The sequence below is a fragment of the Ignavibacteriota bacterium genome (genome assembly GCA_016212665.1).
Lineage (GTDB): Bacteria > Bacteroidota > Ignavibacteria > UBA10030 > SZUA-254 > FW602-bin19.
Genome location: JACREZ010000022.1, coordinates 25,050 through 40,704, shown reverse-complemented (window position 1 = coordinate 40,704; position 15,655 = coordinate 25,050). Strand labels below are relative to the sequence as shown.

General features: G+C 42.3%; 16 protein-coding genes. 13 read left to right on the top strand and 3 right to left on the bottom strand.

What is annotated here, in order from left to right:
- The first annotated feature begins 217 nt into the window (after nt 1-217).
- From mnmE to HY960_06915, 13 genes are all read left to right on the top strand, one after another.
- Entirely contained in the window at nt 218-1,606 is a 1,389-nt protein-coding gene (mnmE, locus tag HY960_06975; GenBank protein ID MBI5215480.1) for a tRNA uridine-5-carboxymethylaminomethyl(34) synthesis GTPase MnmE, read from the top strand.
- Nucleotides 1,603-3,534 (top strand): tRNA uridine-5-carboxymethylaminomethyl(34) synthesis enzyme MnmG, encoded by a 1,932-nt coding sequence (gene mnmG, locus HY960_06970; protein ID MBI5215479.1) that lies wholly within the window; start codon nt 1,603-1,605, stop codon nt 3,532-3,534. Before mnmE ends, mnmG begins: the two co-directional genes overlap by 4 nt.
- Nucleotides 3,535-3,574: 40 nt before the next feature.
- On the top strand, nt 3,575-4,291 hold the full coding sequence (gene rsmG / locus HY960_06965; GenBank protein MBI5215478.1) for a 16S rRNA (guanine(527)-N(7))-methyltransferase RsmG: 717 nt from the start codon (nt 3,575-3,577) through the stop codon (nt 4,289-4,291).
- Complete coding sequence (murQ, locus tag HY960_06960; GenBank protein ID MBI5215477.1) at nt 4,288-5,238, top strand: N-acetylmuramic acid 6-phosphate etherase; 951 nt, start codon at nt 4,288-4,290, stop codon at nt 5,236-5,238. Before rsmG ends, murQ begins: the two co-directional genes overlap by 4 nt.
- Nucleotides 5,239-5,292: 54 nt before the next feature.
- Nucleotides 5,293-6,003 (top strand): DUF2461 domain-containing protein, encoded by a 711-nt coding sequence (locus HY960_06955; GenBank protein ID MBI5215476.1) that lies wholly within the window; start codon nt 5,293-5,295, stop codon nt 6,001-6,003.
- 11 nt (nt 6,004-6,014) lie between these two features.
- Nucleotides 6,015-6,377 carry a YbaN family protein gene (locus HY960_06950; protein MBI5215475.1) on the top strand — a complete coding sequence of 121 codons (363 nt, stop codon included), beginning with the start codon at nt 6,015-6,017 and terminating at the stop codon, nt 6,375-6,377.
- 122 nt (nt 6,378-6,499) lie between these two features.
- On the top strand, nt 6,500-6,964 hold the full coding sequence (locus tag HY960_06945; GenBank protein ID MBI5215474.1) for a mobile mystery protein A: 465 nt from the start codon (nt 6,500-6,502) through the stop codon (nt 6,962-6,964).
- A complete protein-coding gene (locus tag HY960_06940; protein ID MBI5215473.1) occupies nt 6,955-7,551 on the top strand; it encodes a mobile mystery protein B in 597 nt (198 codons plus the stop codon). The genes HY960_06945 and HY960_06940 overlap by 10 nt, the downstream gene beginning before the upstream one ends.
- 218 nt (nt 7,552-7,769) lie before the next feature.
- The gene (locus HY960_06935) at nt 7,770-8,306 is read left to right on the top strand and encodes a DUF1697 domain-containing protein (GenBank protein ID MBI5215472.1); all 537 of its coding nucleotides are present in this window, start codon (nt 7,770-7,772) and stop codon (nt 8,304-8,306) included.
- 92 nt (nt 8,307-8,398) lie between these two features.
- Nucleotides 8,399-10,999 carry a primosomal protein N' gene (gene priA, locus HY960_06930; protein MBI5215471.1) on the top strand — a complete coding sequence of 867 codons (2,601 nt, stop codon included), beginning with the start codon at nt 8,399-8,401 and terminating at the stop codon, nt 10,997-10,999.
- Nucleotides 11,000-11,163: 164 nt separating this feature from the next.
- Nucleotides 11,164-12,264 carry a VWA domain-containing protein gene (locus tag HY960_06925; GenBank protein MBI5215470.1) on the top strand — a complete coding sequence of 367 codons (1,101 nt, stop codon included), beginning with the start codon at nt 11,164-11,166 and terminating at the stop codon, nt 12,262-12,264.
- Between the two features lie 41 nt (nt 12,265-12,305).
- The gene (locus HY960_06920) at nt 12,306-12,752 is read left to right on the top strand and encodes a PIN domain-containing protein (protein ID MBI5215469.1); all 447 of its coding nucleotides are present in this window, start codon (nt 12,306-12,308) and stop codon (nt 12,750-12,752) included.
- Nucleotides 12,749-12,961 carry a hypothetical protein gene (locus HY960_06915; protein MBI5215468.1) on the top strand — a complete coding sequence of 71 codons (213 nt, stop codon included), beginning with the start codon at nt 12,749-12,751 and terminating at the stop codon, nt 12,959-12,961. Before HY960_06920 ends, HY960_06915 begins: the two co-directional genes overlap by 4 nt.
- Before the next feature lie 338 nt (nt 12,962-13,299).
- On the opposite strand, the gene HY960_06910 is transcribed toward HY960_06915, so the two are convergent.
- From HY960_06910 to HY960_06900, 3 genes are read right to left on the bottom strand one after another with little or no spacing between them, the layout of a single operon-like run.
- Nucleotides 13,300-13,644 carry a type II toxin-antitoxin system PemK/MazF family toxin gene (locus tag HY960_06910; protein MBI5215467.1) on the bottom strand — a complete coding sequence of 115 codons (345 nt, stop codon included), beginning with the start codon at nt 13,642-13,644 and terminating at the stop codon, nt 13,300-13,302.
- Nucleotides 13,638-13,832 (bottom strand): DUF2281 domain-containing protein, encoded by a 195-nt coding sequence (locus HY960_06905; GenBank protein ID MBI5215466.1) that lies wholly within the window; start codon nt 13,830-13,832, stop codon nt 13,638-13,640. Before HY960_06905 ends, HY960_06910 begins: the two co-directional genes overlap by 7 nt.
- A gap of 53 nt (nt 13,833-13,885) precedes the next feature.
- Nucleotides 13,886-15,556, bottom strand: a complete 1,671-nt coding sequence (locus tag HY960_06900; protein ID MBI5215465.1) for an alkaline phosphatase family protein — start codon at nt 15,554-15,556, stop codon at nt 13,886-13,888.
- Nucleotides 15,557-15,655 lie beyond the last annotated feature (99 nt).

Here is a 15,655-nt window from a genome sequence, read left to right as displayed (position 1 = left end):
TTCAATCGTTCTTGTTCGTTGTGAGTCATAATCAGAATTCCGTTCATGTGAATGTTCCTTCATTGGTGCAAATTCTCCAATGTCGGAAATACTGACATTTCTAAAGTGGCGAAACCCTGACATTTCTAAAGTGCTATTACAGAAAATTTTCGGGACGGGGTTTTTTATTGTTTTTCACTCCCAACTTTTCTAAATTTCAAACCCTAAATTTTACTACATGAAGTACCAAGACGATACTATTGCCGCGATAATAACACCAATTGGTGAAGGTGGAATTTCTGTTATTCGGCTTAGCGGAACCGACTCGTTTAAGATTGCAGAGAAGTTTTTTCGTGGAAAGATAAACTTAAGCAACGCTCAATCACATACGGTTCACTTCGGTAACTTCGTAGATGAAAATGATGATGTTCTTGATGAAGTTTTGGTAACCGTTTTCATATCGCCCAATTCATACACGGGAGAGAATGTTGCAGAGATTAGTTGTCATGGCTCTTTTTTTGTGACAAATAAAATCCTTGAAACAATACTTAAGGCAGGAGCGAGATTTGCAGAACCGGGAGAATTTACCAAGCGTGCATTTCTCAATGGCAAAATGGATTTAACTCAGGCAGAAGCAGTAGCCGACTTAATTCACTCAAGGGCAGAGATTTCACATAAATCATCTCTCAAACAACTTAAAGGCGGCACATCAAATAAAATACACCTACTTAGAGATAAATTATTAGATATTTGTAGTTTAATAGAACTCGAATTAGATTTTTCTGAAGAAGACATCCAATTTCTTGACAGAGCAGTGACAATTGAGACCATCAAACGGACAATAATAGAAATGGAGGAGCTAATTAATTCTTATGAACAGGGAAAAATTATCAGAGATGGAGTTAAGGTTGTAATATGTGGAGAACCAAACGTCGGAAAATCAAGTTTACTTAATGCACTATTAGAAGAAGAGCGAGCGATAGTGACTCATATTTCCGGAACAACGAGAGACACAATCGAAGAATCGTTCAAGTTAAACGGAATCGTATTTCGAATAGTTGACACCGCAGGATTACGGGAGACTGAGGATGTAGTCGAAAAAGAAGGAATTCTAAGAAGTGAGAAAGAGATTCAGGACGCGGATATTATTCTTTTTGTACGCGATATTTCCAACGAAGACTCCGATTTTCCATTGGAAAAAATTAGTATCTTGCTTGCACGGGAAGAACAGACAAAGAAAATTATAGTCATTAATAATAAAATTGATTTATTAAAAAAAAATACTCATACTAACGACTCGAATAGCGATAATACTGTTTTTGTTTCAGCGAAAACGAGGATTGGATTAAATGAATTGAAAGAAAGCCTCGTTAAATTATCAACAAAGAACACATTGCATTTACAGGAAAACAAGTTGATAATAACCAATGTACGTCACAGGAATCTTATTCGGTCGGCAAATGAATACCTAAAGAAAGGATTGGATAGTATAATGAAAAACATGAGTGGGGATTTTGTTGCGGTTGACCTAAGAATAGCGTTAGGTTTGCTTGGTGAAATAACAGGAGAGGTAACAACCGAGGATATCCTGAATAATATATTTTCAAAATTTTGTATTGGAAAATGATTGTTTCACGTGAAACAGAAAAATTGAAATTCGACGTAGTGGTAGTTGGTGGTGGCCATGCCGGCATCGAAGCGTCTTTGGCATCAGCGCGCATGGGATGCAAGACGGCATTGTTAACAATGTCAGTAAATTCGATAGGTCGAATGTCTTGTAATCCCGCAATCGGTGGTAGTGCGAAGGGGCACCTTGTTCGCGAAATAGATGCACTTGGTGGTGAATTGGGGAAAATTGCTGATGCCACTGGAATTCATTTTAAGATGTTGAATAAATCGAAGGGACCTGCCGTTTGGTCGCCACGATGCCAAAATGACAGAGAGTGGTATTCAAGGGAGGCGATTCGAGTAATATTGTCTCAGAAAAATCTATATGTGATAGAAGACTCCTTGAAGGAATTTTTAGTTAAAGAAAATGAATCTTGGAAAAGTAAGCACAAAATCAGTGGCTTGATTACTCGTATGGGAGAATCAATAAGCGCAAAGTCAGTAATTTTATGTGCTGGAACATTTCTGCGCGGATTAATGCATACCGGGAGGAATAGTAATGCTGGCGGTAGGTATGGGGAAAATGCATCTGACTACGTTACAGAATCGCTTCTAAAATTAGGTTTTGAAAACGGAAGATTGAAAACCGGCACACCCCCGCGCGTGGACATTAAGTCCATTAGCTTTCAGGAAACAGAAGAACAGCATAGCGATGAAGTTCCATCACCGTTTTCATTCTGCAATGAGAGGATTGTTAATAAACTCATTCCAATGTATTTAACATATACAAATCAAAATACGCACGACGTAATGCGGAAGGGTTTTGACGAGTCCCCGATGTTTACTGGGAGAATTACGGGGGTCGGACCACGGTATTGTCCATCTATTGAAGACAAAATAGTTAGATTTTCCGAACGAGAACGTCATCAAATATTTTTAGAACCCGAAGGATATAATTCAAATATTGTATATGTAAACGGATATTCAACAAGTCTTCCCGAGGAAATTCAGTTAGAGGGATTAAAAACAATCCCAGGTTTAGAGAAAGTAAAAATGCTAAGACCAGGTTATGCAGTAGAATATGATTATTTTCCCCCACACCAATTAAGTCACACCTTAGAAGCCAAGCTGGTTGATGGATTGTTTTTGGCTGGACAAATCTGTGGTACTTCCGGTTATGAAGAAGCCGCCGCTCAGGGCTTGATAGCCGGAATTAATGCAGCACTCAAAGTTCAAAATAGAGACCCGTTTGTTTTGAAAAGGTCGGAGGCATACATTGGCGTCCTGATTGATGACTTGATCAACAAAAGCACGGAGGAACCATACAGAATGTTTACTTCGCGAGCAGAATATCGCCTTGTTCTCCGCCAAGATAATGCAGATAGAAGACTAATGCGGTATGGGTATAAGCTTGGATTGATAAGTAATGAAAGTATGTCAAGGTTAAATGCAAAAGAGCGGTTGATTACCATGGGAACAGACTTTCTTGAAAAGATATCTATATTGCCGGCAAAAATAAATGACCTATTTCAGAAAAAAGGAACAAGCGAAATAAGTCAGAGCGAGAAAATGCTCGGAATTTTGAAAAGACCCGAAATTCAACTTGCTGAATTGCTTCATATTTCAAATGAATTAAGCCACCTGTTTCTTTCTGAGTTGTATAAAGTATCCTCTGATAAACTGAAAAAAGAAATCATAGAACAGATTGAAATTGAAACAAAGTATGAAGGATATATTTCAAGGCAGCAAACAGAAATAGAAAAATTCGATAAAGTCGAAAGAATGAGAATCCCCGACGATTTTGATTATGGAAAAATAAAAGCATTGTCGAATGAAGGGAAGGAAAAACTGAAAAAAATAAAACCATCTTCAGTCGGTCAGGCTTCAAGAATTAGTGGTGTAACTTCATCTGATATTTCAGTTCTGATGGTTTTTCTTGGAAGATAATGCCACCGTATTTTCTTAATTTACAATAACTTGATATTATTTGACAAAAGATAAAAAAACAACTCTCACCAGAATATTCGAAAAAAACAACATTCAAGTAACAGATGAACGGTTTGAAGTAATGAACTTGTTTGCCGGTCATCTTCTGGAATGGAATAAGAAGGTGAATTTAATTTCCCGGAAAGACGAAGAGAACCTTTGGGAGAAACATATTTTCGGCTCGCTTCTGTTGCTTTCGAAAATGAATTTTGAATACGCCACGAACATAGTTGATGTTGGTACTGGAGGCGGATTCCCGGGAATTCCTCTTGCAATTTGTTTACCCGAAAATCATTTCACGCTTGTTGATTCAATTCAAAAAAAAATCAACGCGGTAAATGACATGGTCACTCAACTTGGATTGACAAATGTGACTGCGATTTGTTCGAGAGCAGAAACATTAAGCGAAACGAAAGAACATAAAAATCAGTATGATTATATTGTCTCGCGTGCTGTTGCCCGCGTGAACGAGATTGTTCGATGGTCAAAAAAATTCTTGCAAGGGAATCAACAAGAAACAATTAACGAAGGACAAAAAAACACTACAACACTGAAAAGAAATTCAATTGTTATTTTCAAAGGGGGAGATATTTCAGATGAAATTCGGGAGACAGAAATCAAACAAAAACCAAAGTCAATCGAAGTAATACCGCTCGTTGTGAACGGAATAGAATCATATGACTTTACAGATAAAAAACTTGTTATAGTTCGTCCATGAAATCAATCAAGAAGCATAGCACAAAATTGTTCACACAACTCTCGGGTTTGATGACTGAGCAGCGAAACCCCAAAAGTATGAACATAGATACACTGGATATTGAATCTGTGTTACTCCTTATAAATAAAGAAGATACACGCGTTCCGAAAGCTGTCGAAGCAGAACTCCCATTTATCGCGAAAGCCGTGAAGTTGATTGTGCGCTCATTCAAACTGGGCGGACGATTAATCTACGTTGGTGCGGGTACGAGCGGACGCCTTGGAATTTTAGATGCGTCAGAATGTCCGCCGACGTATGGAACAGAACCAACCATGGTGCAGGGGCTTATTGCCGGCGGAAATGAATCAGTGTTTCGTGCGAAGGAAGGAGCGGAAGACAAATCGGAGAATGGAATACGCGACATCAGAAAAATGAACGTGACAAAGATTGATGTTGTCTGCGGAATCGCGGCGAGTATGAGAACACCATATGTTGTTGCGGCGATTCAGGAAGCAAAGCGACTCGGTGCAAAAACAATTTACATTACCACAAACCCGCGTAAGCTTCTGAAGAATAAAGAATACACCCAACTTCGTTCAAGTCTTGATGTTGCTATTTGTCCGGAGGTCGGACCGGAAGTTATTATGGGTTCGACGCGGATGAAAGCGGGAACTGCGCAGAAACTTGTATTAAACATGCTTACGACCGCCTCGATGATTCGGATTGGCAAAGTGTATGAAAACATGATGGTTGATTTGAAACTCAACAGCAAGAAGTTAGAAGAGCGCGCCAAGCGAGTGTTGATGATTGCAACCGGTGTTGATTATGACACCGCCGCCTTGACTTTAGAAAAAGCGGATGGACATGTGAAAACGGCAATCGTGATGCTCAAGAAAAAGGTTTCCCTTACAGATGCAAAAAAGTTGTTGAAGAAAAACAACGGTTTTGTACGCAGAGCAATTTATTAACATGTGGAACGGTCGTTATCAATTTATTCTCAAACATCTAAACAAAGTATTTACATGAAAAAAGAACTATTACTCGATGCAGACATCTACCCACCCTTTGAAGGATTTCCAAAAGAGGGATTAACATTTCTCAAGCAATTGAAGAAAAACAACACACGTGAATGGTTTGCGCAACACAAATCGGAGTTTGAGAACCTCGTGAAATTACCGATGCAATGTTTCATCGCCGAGTTGAAAACTCCGATGTCAAAGTTAGCGCCGGAGATGGAAGTAAATCCTAAGAAAAACATTTTCAGGATTTACCGCGACACACGGTTCAGCAAAGACAAGACACCCTACAAAACACACGTCGCCGCAGTGTTTCATCTTAAAGGGCACTGGGAAGGTAGCGCGGGATATTATGTTCACGTGGAGCCGGGACATATTTATGTCGGTGGAGGAATTTACATGCCCGATGCAGACCAACTTAAGAAAATTCGAGCGGTGATTGCTCATCGCCCGAAAGAATTTCTTGCGGTAGTTGAAAGTGCGAAGTTCAAAAAGGTCTTCGGAAAAATTGAGGGAGAAAAACTTCAACGCGCTCCGCTTGGTTTTCCGATTGACCACCCGATGATTGAGTGGCTGAAGCACAAACAGTTTTACACGGGAATCGAATGGGATGAGAAGGAGTGTTTCACGCCGAAGTTTTTGGAGAGGGTGATGAACGTGTATAAAGATTTGTACCCGTTCATTCGATTTATGAACTCTGCACTCGGGAAGTTGTAACAGCGCAACGCGTGAAGAAAATTTTTTTCCTTACAGCGGGTTCGCTCTCGGTTCTTTTTGGAGTGATTGGTATAGTCGTGCCCTTGCTTCCGACTGTTCCGTTTTTGTTGCTCGCCGCGTACCTGTACGCAAAAGGTTCGGAACGATTTTATTTGTGGTTAATTCATCACAAATGGCTCGGAACAATTCTTACCAATTATCGGGAAGGAAAAGGGATCCCTTTCAAAATAAGGATGTATTCTGTTTTGTTTCTTTGGCTCACAATCGGTGCGTCCGTCGTTTTTCTTATAGAAGACATCACTGCAAAAATCATTATGCTTGTCGTTGCGGTAGGGATTACGCTTCGGTTGATGTTGATGAAATCGAAGGAATAACCACGCTTACTATCAGCAAGGATTTTCTACACCAACGGTTCTAAGGATATATCCTTAATTACTACTTGTGTTTTTAAGGCTATATCCTTATTTTGTGTCTGCAAGATTATGGATTTATCCTTATGAAAAATCAAAACAGAAAAATACTTATTGGACAACTTGACAGAAAGTTTGAAAAAATCACGGCGTTAAGCGAATTTGAGATTCCAACAAAGGGCTGGATTTATTCAATACGAACCGCTTTGAATATGTCGCTCACGCAGCTCGCGAAAAAACTTAGGAAGACAACACAAAGCGTAAAAGAGATTGAAGAGCGGGAAGCGAACAAAAACATTACTATAAAGAAACTTATGGAAGTTGCTGAAGCGCTGAATCTTCAATTTGTCTATGGTTTTATTCCCCGGGAAAAATCAATCGAAGTAATCATAGAAAAACGAGCGTATCAAATTGCACGCGAGATTGTTTTAAGAACATCTCAGTCCATGAGTCTTGAAGCGCAGGAAAACAGGAAAGAACGGCTTGAGAAAGCCATTCAACAACGAGCGGAAGAAATTAAGGAGGAAATGCCTAAGTATTTATGGGATTAGATCTTTTTGACATTGAAGGTCAAACGCCAATAGATGAAGATGAGAAAGAAGAATTGCTCATCAAAACTATTTCAACACGCGCCGAACTTGATGAATTCGAACAGCTCAATGTAGAGAAAGCAATAGAGTGGTCTTTGAGGAAAAAATTCTCTGTTAAAAAAATTTTAACCGAGGAGTTTGTGAAAGAATTACATCGAAGAATGTTTGACGATGTTTGGATGTGGGCGGGTCAATTCAGAACGTCAAATAAAAATATCGGTGTAGATAAGTTTCTCATTGGAGTAGAACTAAAAAAATTGCTTGAAGATTGTCGGTTCTGGATTACCAACACAGTGTTTCACGGGGACGAGATAGCGGTACGCTTTAGTCACCGGATAGTGAGAATTCATCCATTTGCAAACGGCAACGGCAGACACTCACGTTTGATAGCGGACATTTTAGTGAGCCATGGACTTGGTCAACAGCATTTTTCATGGGGCAGCAGGAGTCTTGACAAACAAGGCGAAGCACGAAAGAAATATTTACAGGCATTGAAAGAAGCAGATGACAATGATTATAGATTGCTTATACAGTTTGCAAGAGGGTGATATGATTATGGAATCTTTACCTCAAGATACCACGGCAAAAATTATTATGCTTGTCGTTGCAGTAGGGATTACGCTTCGGCTGATGTTGATGAAATCGAAAGAGTAAATTGTATAGGGTGATTAGGTCGTAAATATATTTGAGTACAAGAGAGTAAAATTTTTGTAGAAAGTCTAGTCAATCATTTGAATAATATGGTGTTATGATGGTGATTATTTCAATGCTTCGCGGAATAAATGTCGGCGGACAAAAGAAAGTTCCGATGAACGAACTGAAAGCACTTTACGAAGAGTTGAAGTTCAAAAACGTTACGACATATATTCAGAGCGGGAATGTTGTGTTTTCAAGCGATGGTTCTGACTCGAACATCCTCTCGAAAAAAATTGAAGAGAAGATTTTCAAACACTTTGGTTTTGAAGTTCCTGTCATCATTAGGACGCTGAAAGAAATGCAGTCAGTAATCAAGAATAATCCGTTCCTGAAAGAAAAGAACATTGATACGGAACGAATGTACGTTACCTTCCTCGCAGAGACACCCGCTAAAGATTCATTACAGAAAATTCAAGCATACCAATTTCCACCGGAGCGATATATCATCAATGGAAAAGAAGTTTACCTGCACTGTCCCAACGGTTTCGGGAACGCCAAAACGAACAATAACTTCTTTGAAAACAAATTAAAGCTCACTGCGACGACACGAAACTGGAAAACTGTGAATGAGTTGGTGAGAATTGCTCAAGAGGATATTAAATTGTAGGTCGAGATTTATCTCGACTGTTAGCGCTGGGATGAAATAAATTTCGTCCTACAGTTTTTGCTTCTCCCTCCTTTTTACGCTACATTTTCATCATGTCAATTGAAATAGCCGGAACATATCCTGCGTATGTAAACGTGGCAATCCCCGTTGCGGTGGATAAACTGTTCGCGTATTACGTGCCACCCGAACTGCAACCGTCGGTGCGACGCGGAATGCGCGTCACCGTTCCGTTCGGGCGACGGAAACTCACCGGCATTGTAGTCGAGACGATTTCACAACCGCCTGTACCGAATTTGAAAACGGTAACTGATGTGCTTGATACGGAGCCCATACTTTCGGATGAAATGTTGATGCTGACACGATGGATGGCTGAGTATTACTTCGCTCCTTTGGGTGAGGTATTGAAAACGGTTCTCGTTCCGGGCGCGTTGAAAGTCGGCAAACGAAGTATCAAACTAGCGCAGGTGAATCTTCAACTTGTTTACTCAGAATTATTTGCCGCACCGAAACAAGCGGCAATCATCCGGGAGTTGGCAAAAGAATCTCCGCAAACGATTCAACAACTTGAAAAAAAGTTGGAGTTGAAAAGCATCTCGCCGCAACTGAACGAACTTGCACGGAAAGGTTTTATCATCATCGAAGAAGAAACACACACGGTGAAAATGAAACCGAAGTTGGAACAGTTCATCCAAATCAATGATGAAGAAAAACAACAATGGCAGGCATGGCTCGGCGAAATCGAATCAAACAAATCAGAAAAGAGATTAGCAAAACAGGTTGCCGTCGTTCGTACCTTGCTTGATTGGAAAGCGGATGAGCAACCTTCGGTCAGTCAATTTCTAAAACTCACACGGGTTTCATCTTCAACAATTACTACGCTGAAAAAGAAAAATCTCCTCACGCTCGCTAAGCGCGAAGTCGAACGCAAGTTGGAGTTTGAATCGTATGAAGCTGCACTCGGCGCGCAGAATGTTGTTTTGAATCCGCGCCAACAACACGCGCTCGATGCAATCCGGACGGAAGTTGAAAAGAATGCGTTTCACACGTTTCTCTTGCACGGCGTAACAGGAAGCGGTAAAACTCAGGTCTATATCGAAGCGATTCGTGATGTCCTGAGTCGCGGCAAAACAGCGATTGTCCTTGTACCGGAAATTGCATTGACGCCGCAAATCGTTCAACGATTCCGGTTTCATTTCGGAGATAAAGTGGCAACGATGCACAGCAGAATGTCGCACGGTGAACGGTACGATGCGTGGCGGCTGACGCGTGAAGGAAAATATTCCATCGTTATCGGACCACGCTCGGCGTTATTCGCTCCGTTAAAAAATATCGGGTTGATAGTTGTGGATGAAGAGCACGAACCCTCATTCAAACAATATGATAAAACGCCGCGTTACCACGGACGGGATGTCGCCATCATGCGTGCTCTGCACAGCAACGCGGTGGTTGTGCTTGGTTCAGCAACGCCTTCGTTTGAATCGTACAACAACGCGTTGAACGGAAGATACACCCTGCTCGAACTTCCCGAACGCGTTGACGATGCGAAACTTCCGCCGATTGAACTTGTTGACATGCTCATCGAACGGAAAAGAAAACTTTCGGAGTTCCGTGAGCAACGCAAAGCCGCGTATCAAGCCGATGCAATCAAAGCAAAAGAAGAGAACAAAAAATTCGAGAGCAATTCGATTTCTGATATTCTGAAAGAAAAGATTGAGAACCGCTTGATGAAAAAAGAGGGAGTCATTCTTTTGCAAAATCGCCGCGGCTTCGCGCCGTACATCGAATGTCCCGAGTGCGGGTTTGTTCTGATTTGCAAGAACTGCAACATCTCGCTCACGTATCACATCACGAAAAAACATTTGCGCTGTCATTACTGCGGTTCGGTAGAGCAACCGCCCGATGTTTGTCCGCAATGCGACAGCACGGAGATTTCGTACCGCGGCTTTGGCACTCAGCGGGTCGAGCAGGAATTGAAAGCGCTGTTTACAAAAGCAAAACTCATCCGCATGGATCTGGACACGACCACGCGCAGAGGTTCGCACGAAGAGATGCTGAGAAAATTCGGCGAGGGTGAAGCGGATATTTTGCTCGGAACACAGATGGTCGCCAAAGGTTTGGATTTTTCCCGCGTTACGCTCGTCGGAGTGATTTCCGCCGACACACAAATGTTACTTCCCGATTTCCGTTCTGCAGAGCGGACGTTTCAATTACTCACGCAAGTTGCCGGACGTTCGGGTCGCGGCATTCTTGCAGGCGAAGTCGTCATTCAAACTTCGCATCCGGAACACGAGTGTTTGCGTCATGTGTTGCTTCATGATTTTCGTTCGTTCTATGATGAAGAACTGAAATCGCGCGAAGAACTTTCCTACCCGCCCTTCTCCCGGTTGATGCTGATTGAATTTAAAGGAAAGCACGAAGAGTTGGTGATGAATGTTGCCGATGCATTCCGTGCAATTCTGAAAAAATACAGTCACAAGTTTGCCGTGCTCGGTCCTTCGCCTGCCGCGCTGCCGAAACTGAAATCATATTTCCGTTGGCATTTGATTTTGAAAGCGCACAAATCCACCGACCCGAACGGACACGATGTTCACCACGCAGTTGCAAGCACGCTCCACGAATACCGGAACACATCGCAGGGGAAAAGTAAATCAGTTATTATTTCTGTTGATGTTGACCCGACGGGAATGATGTAGCCTTTCGGAGTTAAAAGTTATAAGTTATAAATTAAAAGTGAAACGTTTACTACATACTCTGCGTAACTCTGCGTCTACTTCGCGCCCTTTGCGGTTAAAACAATTTTGAAAATTGTTCTGCACTTGAAAAGAACAAAATCATTTAAACTTTTCACTCTATCAATATGAAGTTCTTATACAGTCAATGGACACCCGACTCAATGACCGACGAGCAACGTCTCCAAAACCTGCTCTCGCTTTTCAGTTACATGGTCACGAAAACCAGCGGCGATGTCGAAGAAGCGCTTGATTGGCTCCGGCAGATTGCGCGTGAGTATGGCATCTTCGATGAGAACATGTCGCTCGAAGATTTGATTGAGAAGTTGAAAGAACTTGGACTCATCGAAGAGATTGACGGCTCGCTTCAACTCACCACGCGCGGCATCCAACGCCTGCGCAAAGATGCCCTCGATGAAATCTTCAGTTCGCTGAAGAAAGGGATGAGCGGAAGTCATGAATCGCCGCAAACGGGCGACGGAGTGAACCGCCTGAGCGAGACAAAAAAATGGTCGTTCGGCGACCAACCCACGAACATAGACCTCACCTCAACGCTGACAAACATGTTTAAACGGGATGGAATTGATAACTTTCAAATGAAAGAGGAAGATTTGGAAGTCTATGAAACCGAAAACACAACCACGTGCGCAACCGTGCTGATGCTCGATATTTCCCACTCAATGATTCTCTACGGTGAAGACCGCATCACGCCGGCAAAGCAGGTGGCGATGGCGCTGACCGAACTCATCATGCAGAAATATCCGAAAGATTATCTCGCGCTTGTTGTGTTTGGTGATGATGCAAAGTTGATGAGCATTGCCGAGTTGCCGTTTCTCAATGTCGGACCGTACCACACAAACACGCGTGCCGGCTTGCAACTTGCGCGGCAGTTGCTGAGACGATGCGGCAAAGCCAACAAACAAATCTTCATGATAACAGACGGAAAACCCTCAGCCATCCTCGATGAGAACGGTCGTCTCTTCAAAAACTCCATCGGACTTGACCCGCGCATCGTGAACAAAACACTTGATGAAGCGGTAACATGCCGCCGCGAAAAAATCACCATCAGCACATTCATGGTCGCCCGCGATCCGTACCTGATTGATTTCGTGGAAGAACTCACGAAAGCAAATCATGGACGTGCGTATTACTCCACACTCCAAAATCTCGGTGAGTTTATATTTGTGGATTATATACGGAACCGGAGGAAGAGGTTTGGGATTTCATAGTCTTGTGCAAATAAGCGAATAATTTTATACATTCATTCTACATGAACGTACTTTACCTTGATTACAATTGCTTTCAACGGATGTTTGATGACCAGAGACAAATCAAGATTCAACTTGAGTCGTTAGCCTGTGAAGAAATCTTTAGAAGGGCAGAGAAAAAACAGGTAAAATTAATTTGGTCATTTATGCATGAAGACGAGAATAGTCTTTGTCCGTTTCCTGAAAGAAAACTTCTGGTTGAACAGTTGTCATCTCTTTGTAATATTAATGTCGTTTTGAACGAAACGATTTTTCTTGTAGCAAAGAGTTATCAGCAAAAAGGAAATCTATCATCAAAAGATGCAATCCATGTCGCATGTGCGGAATATGCAAAGTGTAAAGTTTTTCTTACGTGCGACATCGAATTGATTACTCGCTCAATAAGATTACAACTTGATTTTCCGGTTTTGAATCCGTTAGATTATGTTAGCAAAGGAACAACCTTATGACAACCAAAACAATGAACGACACAGAAATAAAATTTAAGGGTATTGAAATACTGAATAAAAATCTCGGGCCATCCGCGGCTTTACGGTTTCTCGTTCTGCTACACCGGGAGCCAACGGACTATGTTGAAATTTCTAAACGACTCTATGATGGTCAAACAATAGAAGAGATTTTCAAACGAGCAAAGAAACAGAAGAAAAAACCTGGTTGAAGGCCGTTCTTTTGTTTTACAGTGAGAGAACTTACCAAAGCAAATCATGGACGTGCGTATTACTCCACACTCCAGAACTTCGGTGAGTTTATTTTTGTGGATTATATTCGGAATCGGAGGAAGGGGCTTGAGACTTGGTAACCAAGCGGCAACCCTGTGAAGGTTTCATCTTGCCGAACTTTCTAAATCAGGAATTCAGGTCGCTTGTTTTTGTACAATAAAACCTTCGCAAGGTTATTTAAGAAAGATATTCTTCAACACCTTCCCACCCCTTGAAGTCGGAAACTCAATCCCCAACAATGAAACAACTGTTGTTGCAAGGTCAACAACCCTTACTTTCAAAGCCCAAGAATAATATTCACCGCATGAGCAATGGCTTGCATGGAAATTCTATCAAGTTGTCCAACTGTCTTGATAATTCTTCGTTTATCAATGACTCGTATTTGTTCACACAATACGACGGAGTTTTCTGCAATGCCACCGGTGCCCGCATTCAAAACAACATGAGATGGTAATAGTGCTTTTCGAATCTTTGTTGTCAACGGGACAATGATAGTGTGAGGGCTGATGAGATTTGCTTTATCAATTTGCAAAACAATAACAGGGCGAATGCCAGACTGCTCGGTTCCAACCACTGGGTTGAGGTCGCATAACACAACATCTCCGCGATGAATGGCTACCACGCAACTTCCCCGCGGGCTAAGATGTTTTCGTATTCTTCGAGATTCCGAAGATAGTCAGGAAAATCCGACTCGATATTTTCAACCGGCATTCTCTTTGAAATCAAAAATTCAACAAAGTCATTGACTTCCTGAATCATCGGTTCAGGCAAACGTTGGATGTTCGAAATTGTTGATTCATAAACAGTCATAAGTTCTCCTACATTTTCTATTAAGTGTAACAAAATCCTTTCAGATAATCAAGTCATTTTTGTATAACTATTTCTGAGCGAACTTTTCCCGCGCTCGATGCCGGAAACTCAATCCCCAACAACGCGGCAACGGTCGGCGCTAAATCTATCGGAGAGGCATCGTCGGCAAACGTACCGGGAGTGATGTTATTTCCAAAGAAGATGAGCGGAACGTGCGTGTCGTATTCCCACGGCATTCCGTGGTTCGTTCCGTCTTTCGCGCCGTCGAGAATCCAATATGGTTTGAAGACAAACATCAAGTCGCCGCATCGGGGAGGATAACAAGAAAGTTGAACCTGCTCGCGAAGTTTGTTGGGCAGAGAATTCTTCTCCAAATCATCGAGCGTGTAGGAGGCGAACACCGGCAATCTTCCCGGCAGTGAATCTTTCAATATTTGCAGGATGGAGTTTTCGTCAGTGTGACGGTATTTACTAATGAATTCCTTGTTGATGTAAATATTATTCTCCACCACTTTTTCAATCCACAGCGATTCTGCCGCATTGAATTTGTTGTTGAGAATATTCATACACGCTTTCTTCACGCTGTCGGTGCCGATTCTTCCGGCATCGGCGCGGGAATCTTTCTTCAATATATATTCGGGAATCGGGGCGATGCCATGGTCGGCAGAAAGTGCAATCAGACAATTGTACAAGCCGAACTGCGTATCCAGAAACGAAAGAAACTCTGCAAGATACGCATCGGTGCGGAGAAGATTATCAAACACTTCCGGGCTGTGCGGTCCGTAGTTATGTCCGATAATATCCGTTCCCGAAATGCCCACGCTCAGCATGTCGGTGACGCAGCGTGTGCCGAGCGATTCTGCAAGAACAGTCGTACGCGCAAACTCAAACAGCGCTTCGGTAAGAAACGGAGACGTTTCGAGCGCGGTGTAATACGAGTCGGTGAGTTTTGTTCTGTCCTCTCCGCTCACGATGTGTGGAAACGTTGTTCCCATTCCCGCATAACTTGATTCGTATTTGTTCGAGTCTTCATCACAAAGCGCTTGTGCGAGTTCCGGTTTTAGCAACTCCCACTTCTTTCCGAAAAATTTCTGCATGAATCCCGACGCGTTAAACTTCGTTACCCACGAAGGTAATTCCTTGGTGTAATAGGTTGAACTCACAAAACCCGACCCATCGCTCCAATACGCAGTTCCGAATTTTCCGGCTGTCAGAATTGCCGCGCGGTCTTTGTTGGAAACGCCAATCACTTTCGAGCGGAAGTTGGTAGAGAGTTTCAGCATGTCGCCGAGCGTGTACGTTGTCAATGTACGCGGCGATTTTCCGGCGCCTTCTTTTCCTACAAGTTTTTCATTCTCATCACCGACACAGTTCACAGTTTTCTTTTTTGTTCTGTCGTACCACGCGTTCCCGACGATGCCGTTTAGGTCAGGATTCGTTCCGGTTGCAATTGCCGCATGACCGCACGCTGTTTTCGTGTATGCGTACTTGTAATTCGTGTTGATGAAGTTCGCTCCGTTCTTCATCAAATAGTTAAATCCTTTATCGGAGAAGTAGGGGGAGAATCGTTCGAGATGTTCGTAGGGGAGTTGGTCAACGACGATGAGAACAAACAGTTTTGGGTTTGTGTTTTGTGTTTCGGGTTTTGCGATTTGAGATTGGAGATGTGAGCTCTGAGCGAAGAGCAGAGAGCAGAGAGTTAGGAGAAGGTAGATGCGTTTCATGAGAGATTGAGTATTGAAAATGAGTGGACAAAGATAGAGAAATTTCCGGTGAATGAAAATTGAATTCATGGAATTTATTTTTTTGAATTTCACACAACT

Excerpts from the sequence above, each read along its gene's own strand:
- mnmE (MBI5215480.1), top strand. The coding sequence starts at position 218 with ATGAAGTACCAAGACGATACTATTGCCGCGATAATAACACCAATTGGT.
- mnmG (MBI5215479.1), top strand. The coding sequence starts at position 1,603 with ATGATTGTTTCACGTGAAACAGAAAAATTGAAATTCGACGTAGTGGTA.
- murQ (MBI5215477.1), top strand. The coding sequence starts at position 4,288 with ATGAAATCAATCAAGAAGCATAGCACAAAATTGTTCACACAACTCTCG.
- HY960_06955 (MBI5215476.1), top strand. The coding sequence starts at position 5,293 with ATGAAAAAAGAACTATTACTCGATGCAGACATCTACCCACCCTTTGAA.
- HY960_06945 (MBI5215474.1), top strand. The coding sequence starts at position 6,500 with ATGAAAAATCAAAACAGAAAAATACTTATTGGACAACTTGACAGAAAG.
- HY960_06940 (MBI5215473.1), top strand. The coding sequence starts at position 6,955 with ATGGGATTAGATCTTTTTGACATTGAAGGTCAAACGCCAATAGATGAA.
- HY960_06935 (MBI5215472.1), top strand. The coding sequence starts at position 7,770 with ATGCTTCGCGGAATAAATGTCGGCGGACAAAAGAAAGTTCCGATGAAC.
- priA (MBI5215471.1), top strand. The coding sequence starts at position 8,399 with ATGTCAATTGAAATAGCCGGAACATATCCTGCGTATGTAAACGTGGCA.
- HY960_06925 (MBI5215470.1), top strand. The coding sequence starts at position 11,164 with ATGAAGTTCTTATACAGTCAATGGACACCCGACTCAATGACCGACGAG.
- HY960_06920 (MBI5215469.1), top strand. The coding sequence starts at position 12,306 with ATGAACGTACTTTACCTTGATTACAATTGCTTTCAACGGATGTTTGAT.
- HY960_06915 (MBI5215468.1), top strand. The coding sequence starts at position 12,749 with ATGACAACCAAAACAATGAACGACACAGAAATAAAATTTAAGGGTATT.
- HY960_06905 (MBI5215466.1), bottom strand. The coding sequence starts at position 13,832 with ATGACTGTTTATGAATCAACAATTTCGAACATCCAACGTTTGCCTGAA.
- HY960_06900 (MBI5215465.1), bottom strand. The coding sequence starts at position 15,556 with ATGAAACGCATCTACCTTCTCCTAACTCTCTGCTCTCTGCTCTTCGCT.